Origin of the sequence: Aliivibrio sp. S10_S31, assembly GCF_014694495.1 — a bacterium.
Taxonomy (GTDB): Bacteria; Pseudomonadota; Gammaproteobacteria; order Enterobacterales; family Vibrionaceae; genus Aliivibrio; species Aliivibrio fischeri.
In genome coordinates, this window is the sequence record NZ_JAAUWR010000010.1 from 13,327 (window position 1) to 32,742 (window position 19,416).

General features: G+C 41.2%; 15 protein-coding genes. 6 read left to right on the forward strand and 9 right to left on the reverse strand.

The features are described from left to right. The first annotated feature begins 29 nt into the window (after positions 1–29). Together HC728_RS10165 and HC728_RS10170 are read left to right on the forward strand one after the other, a co-directional pair. Positions 30–230 (forward strand): hypothetical protein, encoded by a 201-nt coding sequence (locus HC728_RS10165; RefSeq protein WP_054775241.1) that lies wholly within the window; start codon positions 30–32, stop codon positions 228–230. Positions 231–428: 198 nt separating this feature from the next. Further along, positions 429–716, forward strand: a complete 288-nt coding sequence (locus HC728_RS10170; RefSeq protein WP_054775242.1) for a hypothetical protein — start codon at positions 429–431, stop codon at positions 714–716. 38 nt (positions 717–754) lie between these two features. On the opposite strand, the gene HC728_RS10175 is transcribed toward HC728_RS10170, so the two are convergent. From HC728_RS10175 to HC728_RS10195, 5 genes are read right to left on the reverse strand one after another with little or no spacing between them, the layout of a single operon-like run. Beyond that, positions 755–1,546, reverse strand: coding sequence for a M48 family metallopeptidase (locus HC728_RS10175; RefSeq protein ID WP_190395419.1), 792 nt, complete (start codon positions 1,544–1,546; stop codon positions 755–757). A 2-nt stretch (positions 1,547–1,548) separates the two neighbouring features. After that, entirely contained in the window at positions 1,549–4,878 is a 3,330-nt protein-coding gene (locus HC728_RS10180) for a type I restriction endonuclease subunit R (RefSeq protein WP_190395420.1), read from the reverse strand. Next, positions 4,868–5,920 carry a YhcG family protein gene (locus HC728_RS10185; RefSeq protein WP_190395421.1) on the reverse strand — a complete coding sequence of 351 codons (1,053 nt, stop codon included), beginning with the start codon at positions 5,918–5,920 and terminating at the stop codon, positions 4,868–4,870. Before HC728_RS10185 ends, HC728_RS10180 begins: the two co-directional genes overlap by 11 nt. Beyond that, positions 5,920–7,140, reverse strand: a complete 1,221-nt coding sequence (locus HC728_RS10190) for a restriction endonuclease subunit S (protein WP_190395422.1) — start codon at positions 7,138–7,140, stop codon at positions 5,920–5,922. Before HC728_RS10190 ends, HC728_RS10185 begins: the two co-directional genes overlap by 1 nt. Continuing rightward, a complete protein-coding gene (locus tag HC728_RS10195; protein WP_190395423.1) occupies positions 7,130–8,647 on the reverse strand; it encodes a type I restriction-modification system subunit M in 1,518 nt (505 codons plus the stop codon). The genes HC728_RS10190 and HC728_RS10195 overlap by 11 nt, the downstream gene beginning before the upstream one ends. 380 nt (positions 8,648–9,027) lie before the next feature. On the opposite strand from HC728_RS10195, the gene HC728_RS10200 reads away from it, so the two are divergent. From HC728_RS10200 to HC728_RS10215, 4 genes are all read left to right on the forward strand, one after another. Next, a complete protein-coding gene (locus tag HC728_RS10200; protein WP_012533499.1) occupies positions 9,028–9,546 on the forward strand; it encodes an Hcp family type VI secretion system effector in 519 nt (172 codons plus the stop codon). A gap of 131 nt (positions 9,547–9,677) precedes the next feature. Next, positions 9,678–11,942, forward strand: coding sequence for a type VI secretion system tip protein TssI/VgrG (gene tssI, locus HC728_RS10205; protein ID WP_190395424.1), 2,265 nt, complete (start codon positions 9,678–9,680; stop codon positions 11,940–11,942). Then, positions 11,924–12,517, forward strand: a complete 594-nt coding sequence (locus HC728_RS10210) for a DUF4123 domain-containing protein (RefSeq protein ID WP_190395425.1) — start codon at positions 11,924–11,926, stop codon at positions 12,515–12,517. The genes tssI and HC728_RS10210 overlap by 19 nt, the downstream gene beginning before the upstream one ends. 15 nt (positions 12,518–12,532) lie before the next feature. Continuing rightward, the gene (locus HC728_RS10215; protein WP_190395426.1) at positions 12,533–14,992 is read left to right on the forward strand and encodes a LysM domain-containing protein; all 2,460 of its coding nucleotides are present in this window, start codon (positions 12,533–12,535) and stop codon (positions 14,990–14,992) included. Positions 14,993–15,082: 90 nt separating this feature from the next. Here HC728_RS10215 and HC728_RS10220 read toward each other — a convergent pair whose 3' ends face one another. The 4 genes from HC728_RS10220 to HC728_RS10235 all read right to left on the reverse strand — a co-directional run bounded on the left by HC728_RS10220 (position 15,083) and on the right by HC728_RS10235 (position 19,412). Beyond that, a complete protein-coding gene (locus tag HC728_RS10220) occupies positions 15,083–16,147 on the reverse strand; it encodes an SUMF1/EgtB/PvdO family nonheme iron enzyme (RefSeq protein ID WP_190395427.1) in 1,065 nt (354 codons plus the stop codon). Between the two features lie 217 nt (positions 16,148–16,364). Further along, positions 16,365–18,146, reverse strand: coding sequence for a bifunctional molybdopterin-guanine dinucleotide biosynthesis adaptor protein MobB/molybdopterin molybdotransferase MoeA (locus HC728_RS10225; RefSeq protein WP_190395428.1), 1,782 nt, complete (start codon positions 18,144–18,146; stop codon positions 16,365–16,367). Next, positions 18,143–18,727 carry a molybdenum cofactor guanylyltransferase MobA gene (mobA, locus tag HC728_RS10230; protein ID WP_017019240.1) on the reverse strand — a complete coding sequence of 195 codons (585 nt, stop codon included), beginning with the start codon at positions 18,725–18,727 and terminating at the stop codon, positions 18,143–18,145. Before mobA ends, HC728_RS10225 begins: the two co-directional genes overlap by 4 nt. Then, a complete protein-coding gene (locus tag HC728_RS10235) occupies positions 18,705–19,412 on the reverse strand; it encodes an energy-coupling factor ABC transporter ATP-binding protein (protein ID WP_005419418.1) in 708 nt (235 codons plus the stop codon). The genes mobA and HC728_RS10235 overlap by 23 nt, the downstream gene beginning before the upstream one ends. Positions 19,413–19,416 lie beyond the last annotated feature (4 nt).

Here is a 19,416-nt window from a genome sequence, read left to right on the forward strand (position 1 = left end):
TCAGAACTAAATTTAATTGAGGAATAATAATGTCAGCGTTCAAAGTTAAATATTTTAATTCAAAAAAAGAGCTACTACATTGTGAAAGTATCTTTATGAAAAACCTCGGAGCAGCGAAGCGCTCTTCATCATCAATGGCTCCAATGAGTACGGAGCGTATTGAAATTTATGATGTTAGTGATAAATGGTTAGCTATAAAAGAGTTAGGGAAATGGAAGTCGATAGAATGAATTTTTTAGTATGGTGTGATAAATGAGGTTTTAACTATAGTGTATATTTTTAGTTTATTATATGTACCGAGTTATTTTCTATTCAAATAGGCGAAACAATGTAATTTAATTTGTGAATGCTATGTGCCCCCTATCATTAAATCATTATTCTTCTCTCTATAGACACGCACAAGGAAGTGTTTTTAATAGAGGTAAAGCATGAATTCTATTGATTTTACATTTTTAGATAAAGAGATACTTACTCAATTGCAGAAAAGAGGGATGAGTATTAATGAAAGTATTCAACTCATTAATTTTGAAATTTACTATTTAAATTATAGAGATAGAGCTGCAGTGAGAAAAGCTGTCCGCTTAGTTGGAGAAGATAAAAAGCAAGCAATTATTTCCAAAATTCATATGAATAAACGGAAAAGCTACCTTGCTGAATTACTGGCAAACGAAAATAAGTATCATATGGAAAGTTGTAATTATTTATTTGGTGTATAATTAAATAGAAAAGAGCTACCAATGAAGTAGCTCTTTTTTCATTCATTCAAATACAACTCCGCCATACCATCGAGCTTGCTTTTTACTTCTTTCCAATTAGGCATCACGCTGGTTAATAAGCGCCAGAAACGCTCGCTGTGGTTGTATTCTGCAATGTGGCAAAGCTCATGTAAGATCACGTAATCAATGCACTCTTTAGGCGCTTTGATCAGATGAGGGTTGAGCATCAACGTGCCTTTGGCTGAGCAGCTTCCCCACTGTTTTTGCATCGGCATAATGCGGAATGAAGGGATGCCCTCTACCCACGTTGCTTGTGGTAAAAGCTCAGCTAAACGTTCATGGAACACGCGCTCTGCACTAACGCCATACCAACCAGATACCAGTGCTTTAACGAGCTTTGGCTTATCTTCGTTAAAGCGGTTGAGCGTGACTAACAGCTTGCCTCGTTCCATCTTCACGTTGGAAATGGCATCTTGGTCTTCAACCACTTTTAACACATAGCGGCGGCCTAGATAGAATTGCATCTCGCCGCTCACGTAGTGTTTGGTTTGCACATATTCTAAGTGAGTTCGAAACTCGACCAGTGCATTCCAAATCCATTGAGCGCGTTGCATGACCGCCTCATTGATTGCTGATTTTTCAGCATCTTGAGGCGCAGTAACAGCCACTCGGCAATCTGGGTGAACTCGAATGGTGATTTTCTTTTTTTTGCCTTCGCCGTTTTTCTCTAGAGAAAAAGTTTTGCGGATCACCTCATAGGTAACAGCTTCATCACCATAGATGAAGCTGTATTCCTCGGTATTGCCTTCTTTATGGTTAACCGAAGTCATGCTTAGTGGCCTGACTTATTGTTACCAGATAGGCCAAATCGGGTGATTTGAATGACATCAGTGATAATGGCTTGCGCTTTGTCGATACCCACATCAGCGAACAGCAGTGGCAGCAGCCCCAAACGGATCTGGTTTTCAATCTCCGATGGGTTAATTGAAAACTCAGCAACCGCTTTACGTACAATGCCATCAATGTCTAACGCATACTGAAAGTATTTATCTTCAAGAATGGGGTCTTCCGTTAGAGGTAACGGCTCACCTAGCGCTTTTAAGAACAAACCATAATACGCTTGAACATGACGTTTGATTTTAGGATCAAGCTCTGCAAAGCGATCAGTCGGTAAACCTGCCACATCACGGTCTTTAACCTGCTGCTCAAAATCCGCAAATAGAAGGTACTGTTTAACAGGGCTATCAAACATCTCCTTGGTTTTCTCGATGGCTTGTTTTAACAAGTTTGAGAAATACTCTTGGGCATACGGATCATCCGCCAAATCTTGCTCAATCATCTTGGTTACACGACCAGTGATGACATCCTTTTTGTTTTTGGCTTCATCATCGGTCATTTGCTCTGGTTTGGCATCTTTACCCATGTTGCCAACCAGATAAGCGCCTTCTGGCTCTTCAATCGACACACCAGCTATGTGCTTGTCTAACATGGCGCGAATATTTTCCGAATATTCGTCGTAGTCCACGGTTTCCTCTGCATCAGCACGTACTTGTTGGCGTAGTTGACTCATGGATTTCAGCGTGCTCTTGTAATGATCTCGAGTGCCCACAGCCGTGTTGGGGAAAATAGCGTCGAAGCTTTTATCTTCAAAGTAGGTCGCTGATTGCAATGCGACTTTTAAGCAGTTAGCAAATGCGGTCAGCGCATCATAAAAATCATTACGCAGCTTTAAGTTGGTATCCGTTAATTGACCATCAATGGTATCAATTTTAGGTGCCAAAGCCTGACGAAGTGCTTGTCCATCTTGCTTGTTCTTCACACCAGAAAAAATTGCCCAAAGGTCATCATACAAACCTGGCAACTTCTTGTACTCGGTATCCATGCGGTTATACAAGCCTTTGAGATCGTCGATATCAAAGCCGCCTTGGGTGCGTTCAGCCAAGTCTTGGTACTTCTCAATGGTGATGTCCAGCTCTTTGAGGATGCCACGATAATCAATCAAATAACCGAACTGCTTTTTGCTGTGCAGTCGGTTAACACGCGCAATGGCTTGAATAAGGTTGTGCTGTTTTAACGGCTTGTCGATATAAAGCACCGTGTTTTTAGGCTCATCAAAGCCCGTTAACAGCTTATCGACCACGATCATAATGTCGGGACCTTCATCCTTTTCAAATTCTTGGATGATGTGCTTGGTGTAGGCTTTTTCATCGCTCCAGCCTTTCTGTGCGACGTTTTCTTTCCACCAATTTTGCACCAGATCGGTACTTTCATTATCGACGTTATCGTGTCCCTCACGGGTATCAGGTGGCGACATCGCAACCACTGAAGTGACTTTACCGATTTGATCGAGAAGCTTCTTATAGCGAATTGCAGAGGCTTTAGAATCACACGCCAGTTGACCTTTCAAACCTTGCTGCTTGAAGTTTTGGAAGTGATCCGAAATGTCGTGCGCAATTAACTCTAAACGTCCTTCGGTTTGGTAGATCTGACCTTTTTGCGCGAACTTGCGTTTTAAGTCTGCGCGTTGCTTTTCCGATAGGGTATCGGTGATACGGTCAAACCACGCATCAATGGCTTTGTCGTTGGTACTGAGATCAGGTTTACGCTCTTCGTACAACAGCGGCGTAACCGTACCATCTTCGACAGCTTGCTGCATGGTGTAAGAGTGAATGATCTTACCGAACTTGTTCTCGGTTTTATCGTCTTGCAGCAGAGGTGTACCTGTGAAACCGATGTAAGCGGCTTTTGGCAAGGCTTGCTGCATTCGGATGTTGTTCTCACCGTTTTGGCTACGGTGTCCCTCATCCACTAATACGATAATGTCTGGGCTATCGTTGTAGCATTCAGGTAGGTTAATCGCTGTACCAAACTTATTGATGATCGAGAAGATAATACGTTCGTTACCTTTGCCAATTTGCTCGGCAAGGCGTTTACCTGTGGTTGCCATTGCCTCTTTTTTGTCTTTATCTGACAGTGCGCCGCCAGAAGCAAAGGTGCGAGCAAGTTGGTCTTCTAAATCCACACGGTCGGTCACAACCACAATGCGGCATTTCGCTAACTCTTTTAGCCAAATCAGTGCTTTTGACAAAAACACCATCGTGAATGATTTGCCCGAACCTGTGGTATGCCAGATCACACCGCCATTGCGTGCGCCTTTGTCGTCAAAAGAAGTAATACGTCCCACTAACGCTTTGATACCAAACACTTGCTGATAACGCGCCACAATCTTGCCTGCTTTTTTATCAAACAGAGTAAATAAACGGGTAAGCTCTAGTAAGCGGTCATGGCGCAGCAAGGATACCAATAAGCGATCTTGGTCTGTCACTACCAAATCACCGCCTGCAATCAGTGATAGATATTCATCTTCGATCGCTGGCGTGCGATGGCTGAAAATCGCATTCAATTGCGCGTCATTCAGTGAGGTGTTCTTAAGGCATTCAAAGGTGTTTTCAGTAATTTCTTCTTCTTTCCATTTCGCCCAGAACTTTTCAGGTGTGCCGCACGTACCGTATAAGCCATCATGTCCATTGATGGATAACAACAGTTGGCTGTAAGCAAACAGATGAGGAATTTCATCCACTTTTTGGTTGCGAATGTTTTGCGAAATACCCTCAAGAATGGTGGGTTTGCCATTGATGCTGCTATCAGGACGTTTGGCCTCTATCACTACCCAAGGCAAGCCATTAACGAAACAGACCACATCAGGAATGCGTTTACCTGTACCACGGGCATTATCGACTTCCATCTCTTCTGTGAAATGGAATTGGTTGTTTTCAGGCGTGTCCCAATCAATAATTTGAATGGTTGGGTTGGTTTTTTTACCCTCGACAAACTCAGTGACGCTAATGCCATACGTCAGTGAGTTATACAGCTTTTCATTAGCGGTTTTTAAGCCTTCATTCATGGCTGGGTTGGCTAATTCTTGAATGATTTTATCAATCGCATTTTTTGATAAATGATGCTCTTTACCCATAAACGAATAGGTTTTGTGTTGCAGCACGTCACGCAATACATTAGGTAAGATGACGCTTGATAAGTTACCTCGCATAACCGTGCAGTCACTTGGTGGAATGAACTGATAGCCAAGGTTGGTTAATAGCGTAAGCGCAGGAATTTTTGCGCTTTGTTCTTCTTTGAAGTTAGGGACCGCGTTAGTTGTCATCGTTGTTTTTATCCCGTGAAAGCAGCAGTTGTCGTTCTTTTTCAAGCTGTATACGAAGCTCTTCTTCACTTGGTAGTTCCATCATGTATTTTGATGCAAACAAGTGTTCACTGTCATTGAGTACCGAATATTTTGCCACCGTATGGTTGTTTTCAGTACACAGAATTAAGCCGATGGTCGGGTTATCATCACTGCGGCGTTTTTTCTCTTCATACATACGAACATACATGTCCATTTGCCCAACGTCTTGATGGGTGAGCTTATGCATCTTTAAATCGATGAGCAGAAAGCACTTTAGATGGAAGTTGTAGAACACTAAATCAATGTAATAGTCTCCATCATCGGTACTAATACGTTGTTGACGCTCGACAAACGCAAAGCCTTTACCGAGTTCCAGTAAGAACTTTTGCAAGTTATCAATTAAGGCTTGTTCTAGTTCGCTTTCATGTACCTGACTAGAGGGCAGGTTAAGAAAATCGAGAATATAGGGATCGCGAAGATAATCTTTTACATCTACTGCTAGTGGTTTGGTGTTTTGCTCTGCTTCATCCAGCACTGACTGTAGATCATGCTTACCCGCTTGGGTTGCAAGTAATCGTTCGTAATAAAGCGTTCCCATTTGCCTTTCAAGAGCACGAACACTCCAGTTCTGTTCTGCAGCCTCTTTTAAATACCAAAGGCGAGCATGTTCGTTTTCGATGCTAATCAGTTTATTGTAGTGAGACCAACTCAAATCGGCAGACAGTGTCTGCCGATTTGGAAATGCCTGATAAAAACTGCGCATATTTCTTAGGTTGCGTACTGAAAAGCCCTTACCGAACTCCTCTGTTAACGACACAGAAAGGCTTTTCAGCACTTGCTTGCCATACTCTGCGCGTGTTTCACCTTGCTGTTCACCTTCCACAATTAAACGGCCTATTTGCCAATAGGTTTGCACCATGGTGGTGTTGACGGTTTGTGCGACCTGTTTTCGTCCCTCAACCAGTAAAGTACGAATATTGTTTAACAAGTCGGTGTTTAATTGTGAAAGATGATTGTTCATTAGGCGGCCTCTACTTGTACTCTTCTCTTACCCGTTAACAACTGCTGCATCAATGCCTTTTTTTCTTGCTTCAAGTGCGCCAGCTTGGCTTCTAATAACTCGATTTCCTTATCGGCAGCAGTAAGGACTGAAGCGATTTTTTGTTGTTCTTCAAACGCAGGGCAATAAATTTTTAGACCTGAAACATCAGAAGAGTTAATCGCAGGATAGTTTGAGCCAACTACAAGGCTGTCTATCTGACCTGTAACGTGAGCACTAAATATGTACTGATAGATGTAATCACCACTAACTTTCTTTTTCGGTGTAAGTACAGCAAACCCAGTTGAGGCAATGCAATCAGCGTAGCAAGATGTGACTTTGGCGAACCCTTTTAAATTTGGTCGCACAGTAGACATCAAGGTATCACCATCTTGCAAAACTCGGCGAGCACGTGAGGGTGCGGCTGAAAATTCATGCACTTCAAGCTCTTTTGAAATTACCCCAAAATCAACATTTGATAGTGATATATATCTGAATTTAAAATTATCGGGTGTTTTTTTTCCTAATGATTTTCTATCAACATATACCAAATCAGATAACGAATGGCGTTCCCATTCCCCCTCAAATGCTTTACCCGTTTCAGGATCAACCAACCGCTTTTTACCCGTCAACAACTGCTGCATTAAGGCTTTTTTCTGCTGCTTACTGGCATCAATCAGCTTTTCAGTGGTTGCAATACCGCGATTCCATGTCGAAAGGATTTGGGCGATTTTGCGTTGTTCTGAAAGTGGGGGAACTGGTACTGAGATATCTTTAATAATTCCTGCACTAAGGTTTTGTTGACCGCCACTATTAGCCAATTCACGAATATTATCGTATTGGCTCATTAAATATTGGTAATAATATTCAACATCATGTTCTTTATTCAGTAATAGAGCTGCACAAGCTTGGTTAGTTGATGCTTCTATACCAAGTTTTGCTACTTGCCCACGAGTTTTCCCTTGACCGTACATAGCCATTAAAATCGTATCTTTCGGGAATAACTTAGCAGATGAATTATCTAAACCCTGCTTTGTGATTTTTTGTTCGGTATCAGCAATCACACCAAACTTTACTTCAGAAGTGGTTACCCAAGGAATATCACCATTCCAATAAGAATCGTTTTTTCTACTTGGAGTGCCACCTGAAGTTACTTTTGCAATGCTACCAACGGTACTTTTTTTCCAACCATTAGGCACCATAACCCAGCTCCTCTAGGTAGCCCGCCATTTCCGCTTCTAGATCGGCTAGTTCAGTTTGCAGTGCCAAACGCTCACTGCGCACAGCCATCAAATCGATTTCCGCTTCTTCTTCAAAGGTATCGACGTAACGAGGAATATTCAGGTTGTAGTCGTTCTCACGGATCTCATCGAGCGTTGCCACATACGCGTATTTGTCCACGTTGTCGCCGCTGCGGTAGGTCTTGACGATCTTGTCGATGTTTTCTGCTGTCAGTACGTTCTGGTTTTTACCAGACTTAAACTCACGCGAAGCATCAATGAACATCACATCGTTAGTGTCTTTTTTCTTCTTGAAGATCAAAATTGCCGCTGGAATACCTGTACCAAAGAAGAGTTTTTCAGGTAAGCCGATAACGGCATCTAGCAAGTTTTCTTCGATCAATTGTTTACGGATTTTGCCCTCACTCGATGCGCGGAATAGCACGCCATGAGGCACAACCACGCCCATTCTGCCTGTCTCTGGTTTTAGTGTTTCAATCATGTGCGAGATGAATGCGTAGTCGCCTTTGGTTTTTGGTGGCACACCACGGCGGAAACGACCAAAGTGATCGCTTTCTGCGTCTTCATGTCCCCATTTATCTAATGAGAATGGCGGGTTTGCGGTTACCACATCAAAGTGCAGTAAGCCACCGTTGGCATCTTGCAGCTTAGGGTTACGAATGGTGTCACCCCATTCAATGCGGTGGTTGTCTTCGCCATGCAGGAACATGTTCATTTTCGCCAATGACCATGTAGAGCCAATCGCTTCTTGACCAAATAAAGCGTATTGCTTCGAGCCGCCAAAGTTCTTTTGAATTTGCTTACCACACTTCATCAAGAGTGATCCTGAACCACATGCTGGGTCACAAATGCTGTCGCCTTGTTGTGGTTCTAGGATGATAGAAAGCAGATCCGATACCTCTGGCGGGGTATAGAATTCACCTGCCGATTTTCCGCTGCCTGCGGCAAAGTGTTTGATCAGGTATTCGTAAGCGTTACCAATCACATCCAATGAACCAACACGGCTTGGGCGTAGGTTTAGAGTTGGCTTACCAAAGTCTTCCAAAAGGTGGCGTAGAATGTCGTTCTTTTGCTTTTCATCACCCAATTTATCGGTGTTAAAGCTGATGTCTTGGAACACGCCTTTAAGCTTGGTGCCGTTGGCTTCTTCAATCGCGTGTAATGCTTGGTCAATACGAGTACCGTTACCTGCGGTATTTCGTGCATCGTACAAATCCCAGAAGGTTGAACCTGTTGGGATCTTGAATGATTGGCTGGCAAGCATGGCTTCAACCATTTCTTTGTTGTCACCGAACTGTTTAGTCAATTCTTCGACTTTGTCTTGACGTACATCTGAGATGTATTTTAAGAACAGCATGGTCAAGATGAAGTCTTTGTATATAGATGGATCTACGGTGCCGCGGAACGTATCGCAAGCTGACCATACGGCTTTGTTGATGTCGTCTTGGTTGATTTGGGTATGTGGCATGAGTTACCTAGCTGTTATGTATAGCGCTTATTTGTATCAATCTACGTGATTATCTGAACAACTACTTATCCAGAATGGTATTAGTGCTGATTAAGCGAATGAAATATGGGGATATAATACGTGGTTATGGTGTTTTTTTATAGTCATTTTAATCAACAAGATGGGGTAGGAGGGGAGCCTAAACGAATAATATAACATGCTTGAAACAACTTATTGGATAATTATCCAATAAGTTGTTTCAATTTTTTGGACGATTTATACTGAAGTATTGTAACTTATTGTATTTTAAGTGTTTAACTTTTGGCATCTTAATTGCTCTATTGAAGTTAACTCGTGAAGAGCACGATTATCAATAGAATTTAATATTAAGGAATAAAGCCATGCCAACTCCAGCTTATATGTCAATTAAAGGTGAAACTCAAGGCGATATCACTAAAGATGCTTACTCAGCAGATTCAGTAGGTAACGTATGGCAAGAAGCGCACGTTGATGAATTTCTTGTTCAAGAACTTGATCACGTATTAACGGTTCCACGTGATCCACAAAGCGGCCAACCAACAGGTCAACGCGTTCACCGTCCAGTAGTCGTAACTAAGCAACAAGACCGTTGTTCTCCACTACTATTCAATGCTCTTGTATCTGGTGAAAAACTGCCTGAGTGTAGCATCAACTTCTACCGCACTTCGACTTCAGGTAAGCAAGAGCATTACTACACAATTAAACTGATTGATGCACTACTAGTTGATATGCAAACTCGCATGGCTCACTGTCAAGATGCAGCAATGGCTGATCGTGTAACAGAAGAAGTGCTTAAGTTTACTTACCGTGCAATTGAAGTGACTCACGAAACATGCGGTACAGCAGGTAATGACGACTGGCGCACACCGCGCGAAGCGTAATGATTATAGATAACAATCATTAAAGTAAGGGCCACATGTTGGCCCTGTTTGTCGTTTTATTTCTATTGCATTGCTTATGGTTTATGAATATTCCATAAGCAATGCAATCGAGCTTCTATCAGGTGAATATAATGAGTCGCGAGTTAGAGTTTAAATTTGAAGTCCTCGGCACACATCATGAATTTCGTGTCGAGAGTTTTAATGTCGTTGAAGAGGTTTCTCTGCCCTTTAAAATGACTTTGTCTTTATTATCACTCGATCCTGATATTGAGTTTGATGCACTCAGCAGAAAACCAGCAGTGTTAACTATTGTAGGACAGGGCATCAATGCCGGACGGTTATTTCATGGGGTTGTTAATGAAGTGCGCTATTTAGGCGTAGGTCGCCGTTTTTCACGTTATCAAATCACGCTTGTCCCTCAATTATGGTTTTTAACTCAACGTCAAGATTGTCGTATTTTCCAAGATAAATCTATTGTCGACATTTTAACTGAAGTGCTTGATGGTGCATCAGTAACTGATTATCGTTTTGAGTTATTTAATACTTATCCAAATCAAGAATATTTACTTCAATATCGTGAAACAGATAGTCATTTTGTTCAGCGCCTGTTAGCAGAGCATGGTCTGTGGTATTACTTTGAACATACTGCAAGCAATCATACGATGGTGATTGTAGATAAAAATGATGCTATTCCAGAGTTAATCAGTTCGCCGTTAAATGCTTCTTATATTGGTCCATTGGTTTATCAATCTGACGGTGGTGGTAATGCAGATAGAGAGCATATTTTTGAATTAAGTGCTTATAACTGTGTTCGTACAGGGCATATTACTCAAACAGATTATAACTACGAGCAACCACGCATCCCTCAGCAAGTGCAGCAGCAAGGTATGCTAGATACGGACTTGGCTGTTTTTGACTATCCGGGACGTTACGAAAATACACATCAAGGTCAACAGCATACCAATTATCTATTAGCTGATAATCAGGTTGAAAATCATCAGATTGAAGCTTCAAGTAATATTATGCGTTTAATCGCTGGTTATAGCTTCGACTTATCAAAGCATCCAAGAAGTGCTATTAACCGTGACTATACTTTACTTTCAGTGACACATAGCGGTTATAACCCACAAGCGTATGAAGAGGAAGCAAGTGAATCTCCGGCTTCTTACCAAAATCAGTTTATTTGTATTCCACGTGATGTTGAATATAAAGCTCAAAAGTTACCTGCGCCTGTGATCGATGGTCCTCAAACGGCGGTTGTTGTTGGTCCTGTGGGTGAAGAGATTTATACCGATCCAATGGGGCGTATTAAAGTGCAGTTTCATTGGGATCGTTATGGTAACAATAATGAGCACTCTGGTTGTTGGTTACGAGTAAGTCAGTCTATGGCTGCGCCAACGTGGGGAGCAGTTTATTTACCAAGAATAGGGCATGAAGTGGTTGTCACCTTCTTAGAGGGGGATCCAGATAGACCTCTAGTGACAGGTGCTGTATACAATGGTTTGAACACGCCACCTTATGTGTTACCAGAGAATAAAACTAAAACGGTGTTTCGTACCCAAACTCATAAAGGGGATGGTTATAACGAAATGTCGTTTGAAGATGAAGCGAACCAAGAGCAAGTTTATTTTCATGCTCAAAAAGATATGAAAACTAAGGTACTTAATAACCGTTTCAGAACCATAGGTAACGATGAAGAGTTAGCCGTTGGACGTAACCAAGAAAATGAAATAAGAAAAGATCGAAAAGAGACCATCGAAGGCCATAAAACATCAATTACAAACCAAACCTTCACAGAAACAGTTCATCAAGATGTCGACGTAAGTTACAACGCTAACATAGAAAAGAGCGTAGCGGTTGATCAGACGTTAACTATCCATGATAACCGCAATAGCACCGTGGGTAAAAATGATGATTTAACTATTAAAGGTGAACAAAGCGCGATAACGATGGGAGCAAGAAGCACTGATATTAGTGCTGATGATACATTAACTGTTGGTAAGAATTTTACGGTAGAAGTGGGAAGTAATGCCTCTATAAAATCCGATGGTGAGCATACGATTATCAGTGCAGATGAAATCAGTGCAAAAGTGGGTAGCTCAGGCTTTATCTTAAAAAATAATGGAACAATAACCTTATATGGTTCAAACATTATGGTTGATGGTGCAAGTTCCGTCGCTTTAGTTGGAGGGAATGTTGCAATTAACCCTGGTGCAGCTTCGAGTCAAACCAGTAGTGTGAGTGTTAATCCTCCTAGAGTCTTTTCTATGTCACCTTTGGCATCAACTAAGCCTGTGATGACCTCAGCAGCATACAGTGCAATGGTGGAAGATGGCGCATTAATGAAAGAGTTATGCCAATGTGGTAAGGGGGGCGTATGTCAACTTCACAGCTAAATAGTGAATGGCGATTGAATATTGTTGAACAACCATTATTTGATGCATCAGAAAACATTTATGCGTTAATTGAAGCAGAGCTATGGACAGATTGGCATGCAGAACTTAGTTCACATGTTGATGAATTAGAGATCTTTGAACTATTTAAAGCAACGCAGTTTAATGCGATAAAAAATGGTCCTGTGGTGGTTAATGTCGCAACGTCACAAGCATTATTCGAAGCGAGTGTAAATAAAATGAACACTGCGCATTGTGGAGCGTTGTTTTATACCGAAAATACAACCAGCTGTAGTGAATTAATGTATTCATTACGTAATGCTTTAGTCGTTAAGAAAGGCAATGGAGAAGTGTTTTTACGCTATTACGATCCGAGAGGATTATTGCCATTAGTTGCCTCAATGTCAGATACAGAGCGTCGAGATTATTTTGCACCAGTGACTAAAATCTCGTGGTTTAATAAAGCGTGGCTTACTGTTTCAGTACCTGTAGCTATAACCCCTCCGTTTTCTGATTATCAATGGACAATGACCGAACAGCATTTTGCGTCCATGCAATCCATCTCAACTCAGTGGTAAAGGAGTGTTAACACCATGAGCCAATCTTATATTGTTCAAAGCGGTGACACGCTGCTTAAAATTGCCATTGATAATGATGTCCCTTTTACCACGTTACTTGAGCTGAACCCGAAATATCAACCTAACCCTGATTTAATTCATGTGGGTGATAGCATTCGTCTGCCAGAAGAGGTAGAGGATGAGGAGATAAAGCAAGATTATTTTATTGAGCCAGTAAAACCTCGCCCAGTATCAGATACCTGCACATTAATGTCTTCGCCAGAATGCGAAGCTAAAGAAGTGCATGACATTTTGTTTGTGACAGGGGTACATAAAACAGATTTTTATTGTGTGGATGAAAAAGCGCTCAAATTTATAAAAGAGGAAGTAAGTGAATTAAATAAACTGATCCAAGGGTATGTTGATCTTGTTAGTGCAGCACTTAATGTAGAAAGTGCCACAAAAGAGCAGATTGCAGCTCATGCCAGAAAGAGACAGGCATGGCTAGAGGCGGCAAATTATGCAGGAGCGATTTTTCTATCAGAATCAAGTCTTGATAAACAAAGAAAAAGAAATGAAGCTGCACAAATAAAAAAACAAGACAACGAGAATTGGGAGGCTCTACAAGGACAAATAAAAGAGCTTGAGAATACAAAACTGTTTGTGAAGGATTATAACGAAAATCCTTTATATACTGATAACTTATCTGTTGGCACATTAAAAAGAGAAGCGCTTGAGCGTATCGATGCTGATTTAGGGCGATTACGTCAACAACAATTGGCTATGGTACAACAAAGTGAAGAGAAAGCGCAGAGTAACCCATCTCCTATAAAACCAAATAATCAATCAGTTAAGTTAAATAATATAAAGGGAAAAAGCGCTGCCAAGCGTCATGTTATTGAGGTGTTCTCGGTATTAGATAATAGGTATATGTATATTCGCGCTGATTTTTTTGAGCGAGAGTATGCGCATTGGCGTCAAGTACCAGATAGAACGAATACTAGGCAAGCGCTACTTGATAATGATAAAAAAGGCTTAATGACAGCAGTAGCAAAAGACATTGCTGCAGACATAAAAAGTGATATCAAAAGTGGACCATTAAAAAAACAGATAGCGGAATGGAAGGCTGACGGTGACTACTGGTTGGAATCCAAAAAGGAATATGACCTTTGGGGAGAAGGCGATAACACCAAAATAGCCGTAAGTCATGAAGCTCAGCTAGTTCGTTGGGGAGCGAATGCTGTAGCAAGGCTAGATAAAACAGGCATGACGATTGGTGGCTCTGCTGCAATTGCGCTTGCAGAGGCATCAGCGAAAATAGAAGGGTTTCTGCCGTATAAAGGAGGTTATGCCGCTAAGTTAACCTACACCGATGCAAATAAAAATACCGCTACCTATGCTTTTGGCTGCTTTAGACTCAAAGGGGAAATACAAATTAGTGCATTTGTGGGCGCAATGGTGAGTGGAGATGCGTCAGCAAAAATATTATTACCTGAAACAGGAGAAGGCAGTGTTGGTGCGCTATATAGCCCAAATGTAGGATTAGCAACGTCCAATACTGGCGGTGAAGTTGGTCTTAAAGTCGATGGTTTTGCGGGTGGGCAAATTGGCGGAAAAGTTACAGGCAGTGCAGAGTGGCAAGCACCACCAACATCCAAAGTGAAAGAAAAAGAGAAGGTTAAAGTCGACTTTCAACAGTTAGCCGAAGTATCAGCAGAAGGAAACATCGCAGGTGGCCTTGGTGCTGGGGTTGATTTTCAATTGAGATTAACTCCTGATGGATTTTATTTTGCATGCTCAGGCCGCTTTGTATTTGGTGCTGGGGGGAGTGGTAGTTTTGCTTCATTAATTAAATTAGATCAATTGTGGGAGTTAGCTAAAGTTATTTTGCAAGGACTGCAATGGGTAGGGTATCGACTGCTTGAAAATATTGATGGACGAGCGTATGAATATTTAATTAAAGCCAGTTATTTAGCCTTTACTTCTGAATCGTTGTGTAAAGATCCAATGAAAGCTCTTCAGAATGCAGTTAAATCAGGGGAGGAGGTAATTATAGGTTTTTGGAATGATAGAAAAGAAATGATGGATCATCAAAAAGAAGCAGAGATTCTTTCTCAGCGTATCATGAGTGAAGAGGTATTTAGTGGTATACCTGCCGATCAATTGCTGCCTGAAGTGGTCGGTATGATGCTCAATACCTTAGTGGAAGACTTTTTCTTACGTCGTGAAGAAGCACAAGAGACTGCTATTTGTTATTTATTAAAGAAAACCACTTACAGTTGGCGTAAGTTTGAAGAGATTTTATCTCGTATGAACGATTTTGGCTCGAAAGAAGTAGGCTACGAAAAATTGTTTGCCAACTTAAAACGCATTAATACGGTATTAGATGGCGAGCAGCAAAGAGAGTTTAATGGATGGGTTTATCGTTTAGCAAAAGCGAAAAAACAATCAGAAATACCGTCGATGCCATTTACGCCAAAGACAGAAATTGGTTGATGATATGATTGTTAGGTTAGGCTGTGAAAAGAAAGCTTCTACTTAATAAAGATACGCCCCTAAAGATTAGGGGCGACAAATACTCAAAGGTTAATTTAAGATAATAGCAGGTGTTTTTTGCTGAAGAGAGCAGCGAAAGCTATTGTTAGGGTAGTAATGGTCGCGCATTAGAGGTTTATTGACTCTATCAAAAGTCATCGCTCCTGTCCCATCACGCATTATTTTTTCTGCACCAGTTTTTGGCCCTTGTGGGTTTAACTTTGGCGATTCTTGATAATAGTCAGGTGAATACCAATCATTGGTCCACTCACTAATATTATTACTCATACCGTATATCCCTAATGGGTTTGCGGACCATTGCCCTATTTGGTCTTCTGTACTTGTTCCAGCGTTGACCTCATCATCAGTATAATCGATGTAGTAACCAGTATTTGGGTTGAAATATTGCCCATTGCGGTATTGCAAATAACCATTATTAGTCGCGTAATAACGTTTTTCGCCTCGGTTACGGGCGGCATATTCCCATTGTGCTTCGGTTGGTAAGTCAAAAGGTAGTACAGTAAGGTTACCTAACCATTGACAATAATCTTTAGCCTCTTGCCAATTTATTATTCTAGCAGCTTGGTTTTTTCTATATTGAATAACTTTTTGATATCTATCTGAATTTCTCTTTATGATACTCCCATCTGCCATATTATCAGCAGCGACAGGTAATCCATTAATTTGTCGCATCCATTCCATATCCATAAAGCTAGTTTCATAAGCAGACATAGAATAAGAATCAAGAGTGACTTTGTGAAGATAATCAGCTCCTTTACGTGTACTTAGTGGGGAACTTAGGCATTGAGCATCAGGTGACCAGTCTATTCTATTTGTAGTTCTGCTTGGAATTTCGCAAGGAGCTCGAAAATCTCCCATTTCAAAACTGCCGCCTTTTATAAATACGAGATTCTCAATAGCACGAACCGCAGTGTTTAATGCATTTTGTTTTAAATCATTGGATGCATCAGGGTACAACTTATTGATGTTGGTAATAATGGTATCAATTTGTTGTTTTGATACAGTGTCACTTGATGCGCTAATAGAGGAGTTGGCATCGTTGCAGCCGCTTAATAATGGTAGTAAGCAAGCAAATCCTAACCATTTGTTTTTCATGATTCTTCCTTATAATTCTATGTCTCTATTTTAAGCTATTTCGCGTTCTCATTGAAGGTGTAACAGAGAGTAAAATGTGATATTTGTTCAGTGTTTATGGGGAGTGATAAGAGTTATGTTTATGTCATGTAAGTATTGTTTATTTATGTAGCTTTATAAGAAAAAGCCTCACAAAAGTGAGGCTAAATTTAGAGTTATTTAAAATTATTTAGGCGCTTTAAACTCTCGAACTCAACGGAATGATCGTCACTTTCTGACCAATATCTACCGACTCAACTTCTGGTTGCACTTCAATTAAGCAGTTGGCTTCACTCATTGAACGTAAAATCCCAGAGCCTTGTTTACCCGTAGTTACCACTTCCATTTGACCATTTTGGTTAATCGAGTAAATGCCACGGCTGTATTCAGTTCGGCCAGTGCGAGAACGAATAAACTCTTTTGCAATCGCCGTAAAGGTTTCAGGCTGCCAATTATCTTCGCCTTGAAGTTTGCGAAGTGCAGGTTCAACAAACTGTAAGAACGCCACCATTACGGCTACAGGGTTACCCGGTAAACCGAAGAATGGAGTATCACCAATATGACCAAAGGCAAGAGGGCGTCCCGGACGCATATTGATACGCCAGAAATTAATATTACCCAGTTTGTCTAAAATCGTTTTGATGTAGTCCGCATCACCAACTGACACACCACCAGAAGATAAAATCATATCTGCTTGTTGTGATGCTTGAGAAAGCGTTGACTCTAAAGCGGCTTCACTGTCTTCAATGATACCGAAATCAATCACTTCACAGCCTAATTTTTGCAGTAATGCCGTTAAAGTAAAACGGTTTGAGTCGTAAATAGAGTTGGCTTTTTGTGCTTCACCCGGCGCTTGAACTTCATCGCCAGTCGAGAAGATAGCCACTTTTGTTTTAGCGATAACAGGAACAGAAGCAATGCCTAAAGATGCAAGCATACCCACTTCAGGTGCTGTAATACGTGAACCTTTAGCCACACAGATCTGATCCATAGCCAGGTCTTCACCGGCTAGACGAACGTTTTGGCCTTTACGAATGCCTGATTTACCCGCATCGAAGTATACTTGATCACCTTCTTGAGTCGCTTGTTCTCGCATGATCACAGCATGACCATTTTCAGGTACAGGCGCACCCGTCATGATTTTTGCGGCTTCACCATGTTGAAGGGGGCGATCATAGCTGTGACCCGCCATGATTTCGGCAACGACCGTATAGCTTTCACGCTCTAAATCATCACCACAAATCACATAGCCATCCATTGCTGAATTGTTATGTTGAGGAACATTAATCGGCGATAAAATATCTTGAGCGGCTAATGCGTTAATCGACTCAACTAAAGAAACATTACTTTGTGAACTTAGTGGAGTGATTGCCTCTAAAATCTTAGCTCTGCCTTGGCTAACAGATAAAAACGCAGGAGATAACTCATCGCAGTTAGCAGATAGGTCACTTTGTTGTTTATGTTGATGTTGTTTTACGTAGTCAACAATGAATTGCGTGATTGAGTCGGTATCATTGATATCCATTTGAGGCAGTTCAGAGTCGGCTTTTGAATCCGAGGCAATCGCAATGATGTTCTCATCTTCTGGGAAAATCCAAGGCTTGCCGATTTCATCACGATGTAATTCAATCTTGGTGTATGGCAGTTGTTTAAACCCTTCAATAAGAATTAAGTCTAATTCAGTTTGGTCGAGTTTATTGATTAACTGCTGACATGTCGTTTCTTCATCGGGTGTTTCAGTGATCAACGCATTACGAAAGCGTGAACTGATCAACATTTGGCTAGCGCCCGCTTTACGTAAGCGGTAACTGTCTTTGCCTTCTTGGTCGATATCAAAATTATGATGAGCGTGTTTAATGACTGCGACTTTTAGTCCCATATCAGTCAGTTTAGGCAGCAGTTTTTCAAGTAATGTTGTTTTACCTGTGCCGCTATAAGCAGCAAAACCCAATAAAGGGATAGACGCAGACGTTAAGCTCATAATAAAGTTCCAAATTGTTCAAGTTCTTGAGGACTATTCAAATTGATAAACGCGTTAGGGTAGTCAGAGAAATCAGCAAAAACAGTATTACACTCTTTGTATAATAGGATGATTTTTCTGTCTCCACGCGTTAAAAAGGCATCAATTTTTGGAATAATACGTTTGTGCATTAAAGTGACAACAGGTTGCATGTACTCACCATCGTGAGCCACTACAATATCAGTATCTTCTTTGACGGCATTACAAAGCAAAGAAACTAAATTGTTTGGCAGGTTAGGGGAATCACATGGAATAAACCCAACCCAGTCAGAATTCATATTTACAAGGCCAGAATGCATACCCGCTAAAGGCCCTGGGTATTCACTAAATTGGTCTGGGAAAGTGACGGCGTAATGTGAATATTCATCAATACTGCGATTAGCATTAATGGCAATTTGGTCAGTTTGAGATGTTAATGTTTCTAGAGCGTGCTCGATGAGTGGTTTATCTTGAAATAAAACAAACCCTTTATCTTTACCACCCATACGACGAGCTTGCCCACCCGCTAATATTACCCAACTAGTTTGCTTTGGCTGGAGCATACTTATCCTTGCTAACAATCACTTTTAATGGGGTTGATTCTATCAGCTTTGCATCTGAAATGGTCCATTGACGATGACAAATTTCAGTTAAGGCATTGGTTTGGTGGCTGGTAACGACAATGCTAGAGCCTCGATCAAGTAGATCTTTAGCCATAATTACCAATAAATCGATGGACTCTTGGTCAACACTGGCACTTGGTTCGTCCATTAGCAAAATAGACGGTTTTAATACCCAAGCTCGAGCCATCGCGACACGTTGTTTTTCACCACCAGATAAAACAGAAATATGTTCGTCAGCTAAGGTTTCAAGGCCAACCATACGTAAGGCGTTGATCACCATATTACGTTTGTTTTGCTTGCTCATTGCTGTGTATTTCACACCGTAAATGACATTGTCATAAACCGTACCATCAAACAGAAATGGATTCTGATGCAAATAAACGATTTGATTGTTACCTGAACGGCCGAGTAGACGAACAGACCAATGAGGTTGGTCAAGGTTGATCTTACCCGTTGTTGCGGTTTGCAGACCCGATAAGATTTTGAGTAGAGTGGTTTTACCTACGCCATTGGCACCACGTAAATAAACAGATTCTTTTGGCCCAAGAGATAAATGTGGGATATGAAAAAGCACACGATCGTTAAATCGCATAGATAGATTATCGGCAGTTATTCTAATTGTCATCGTT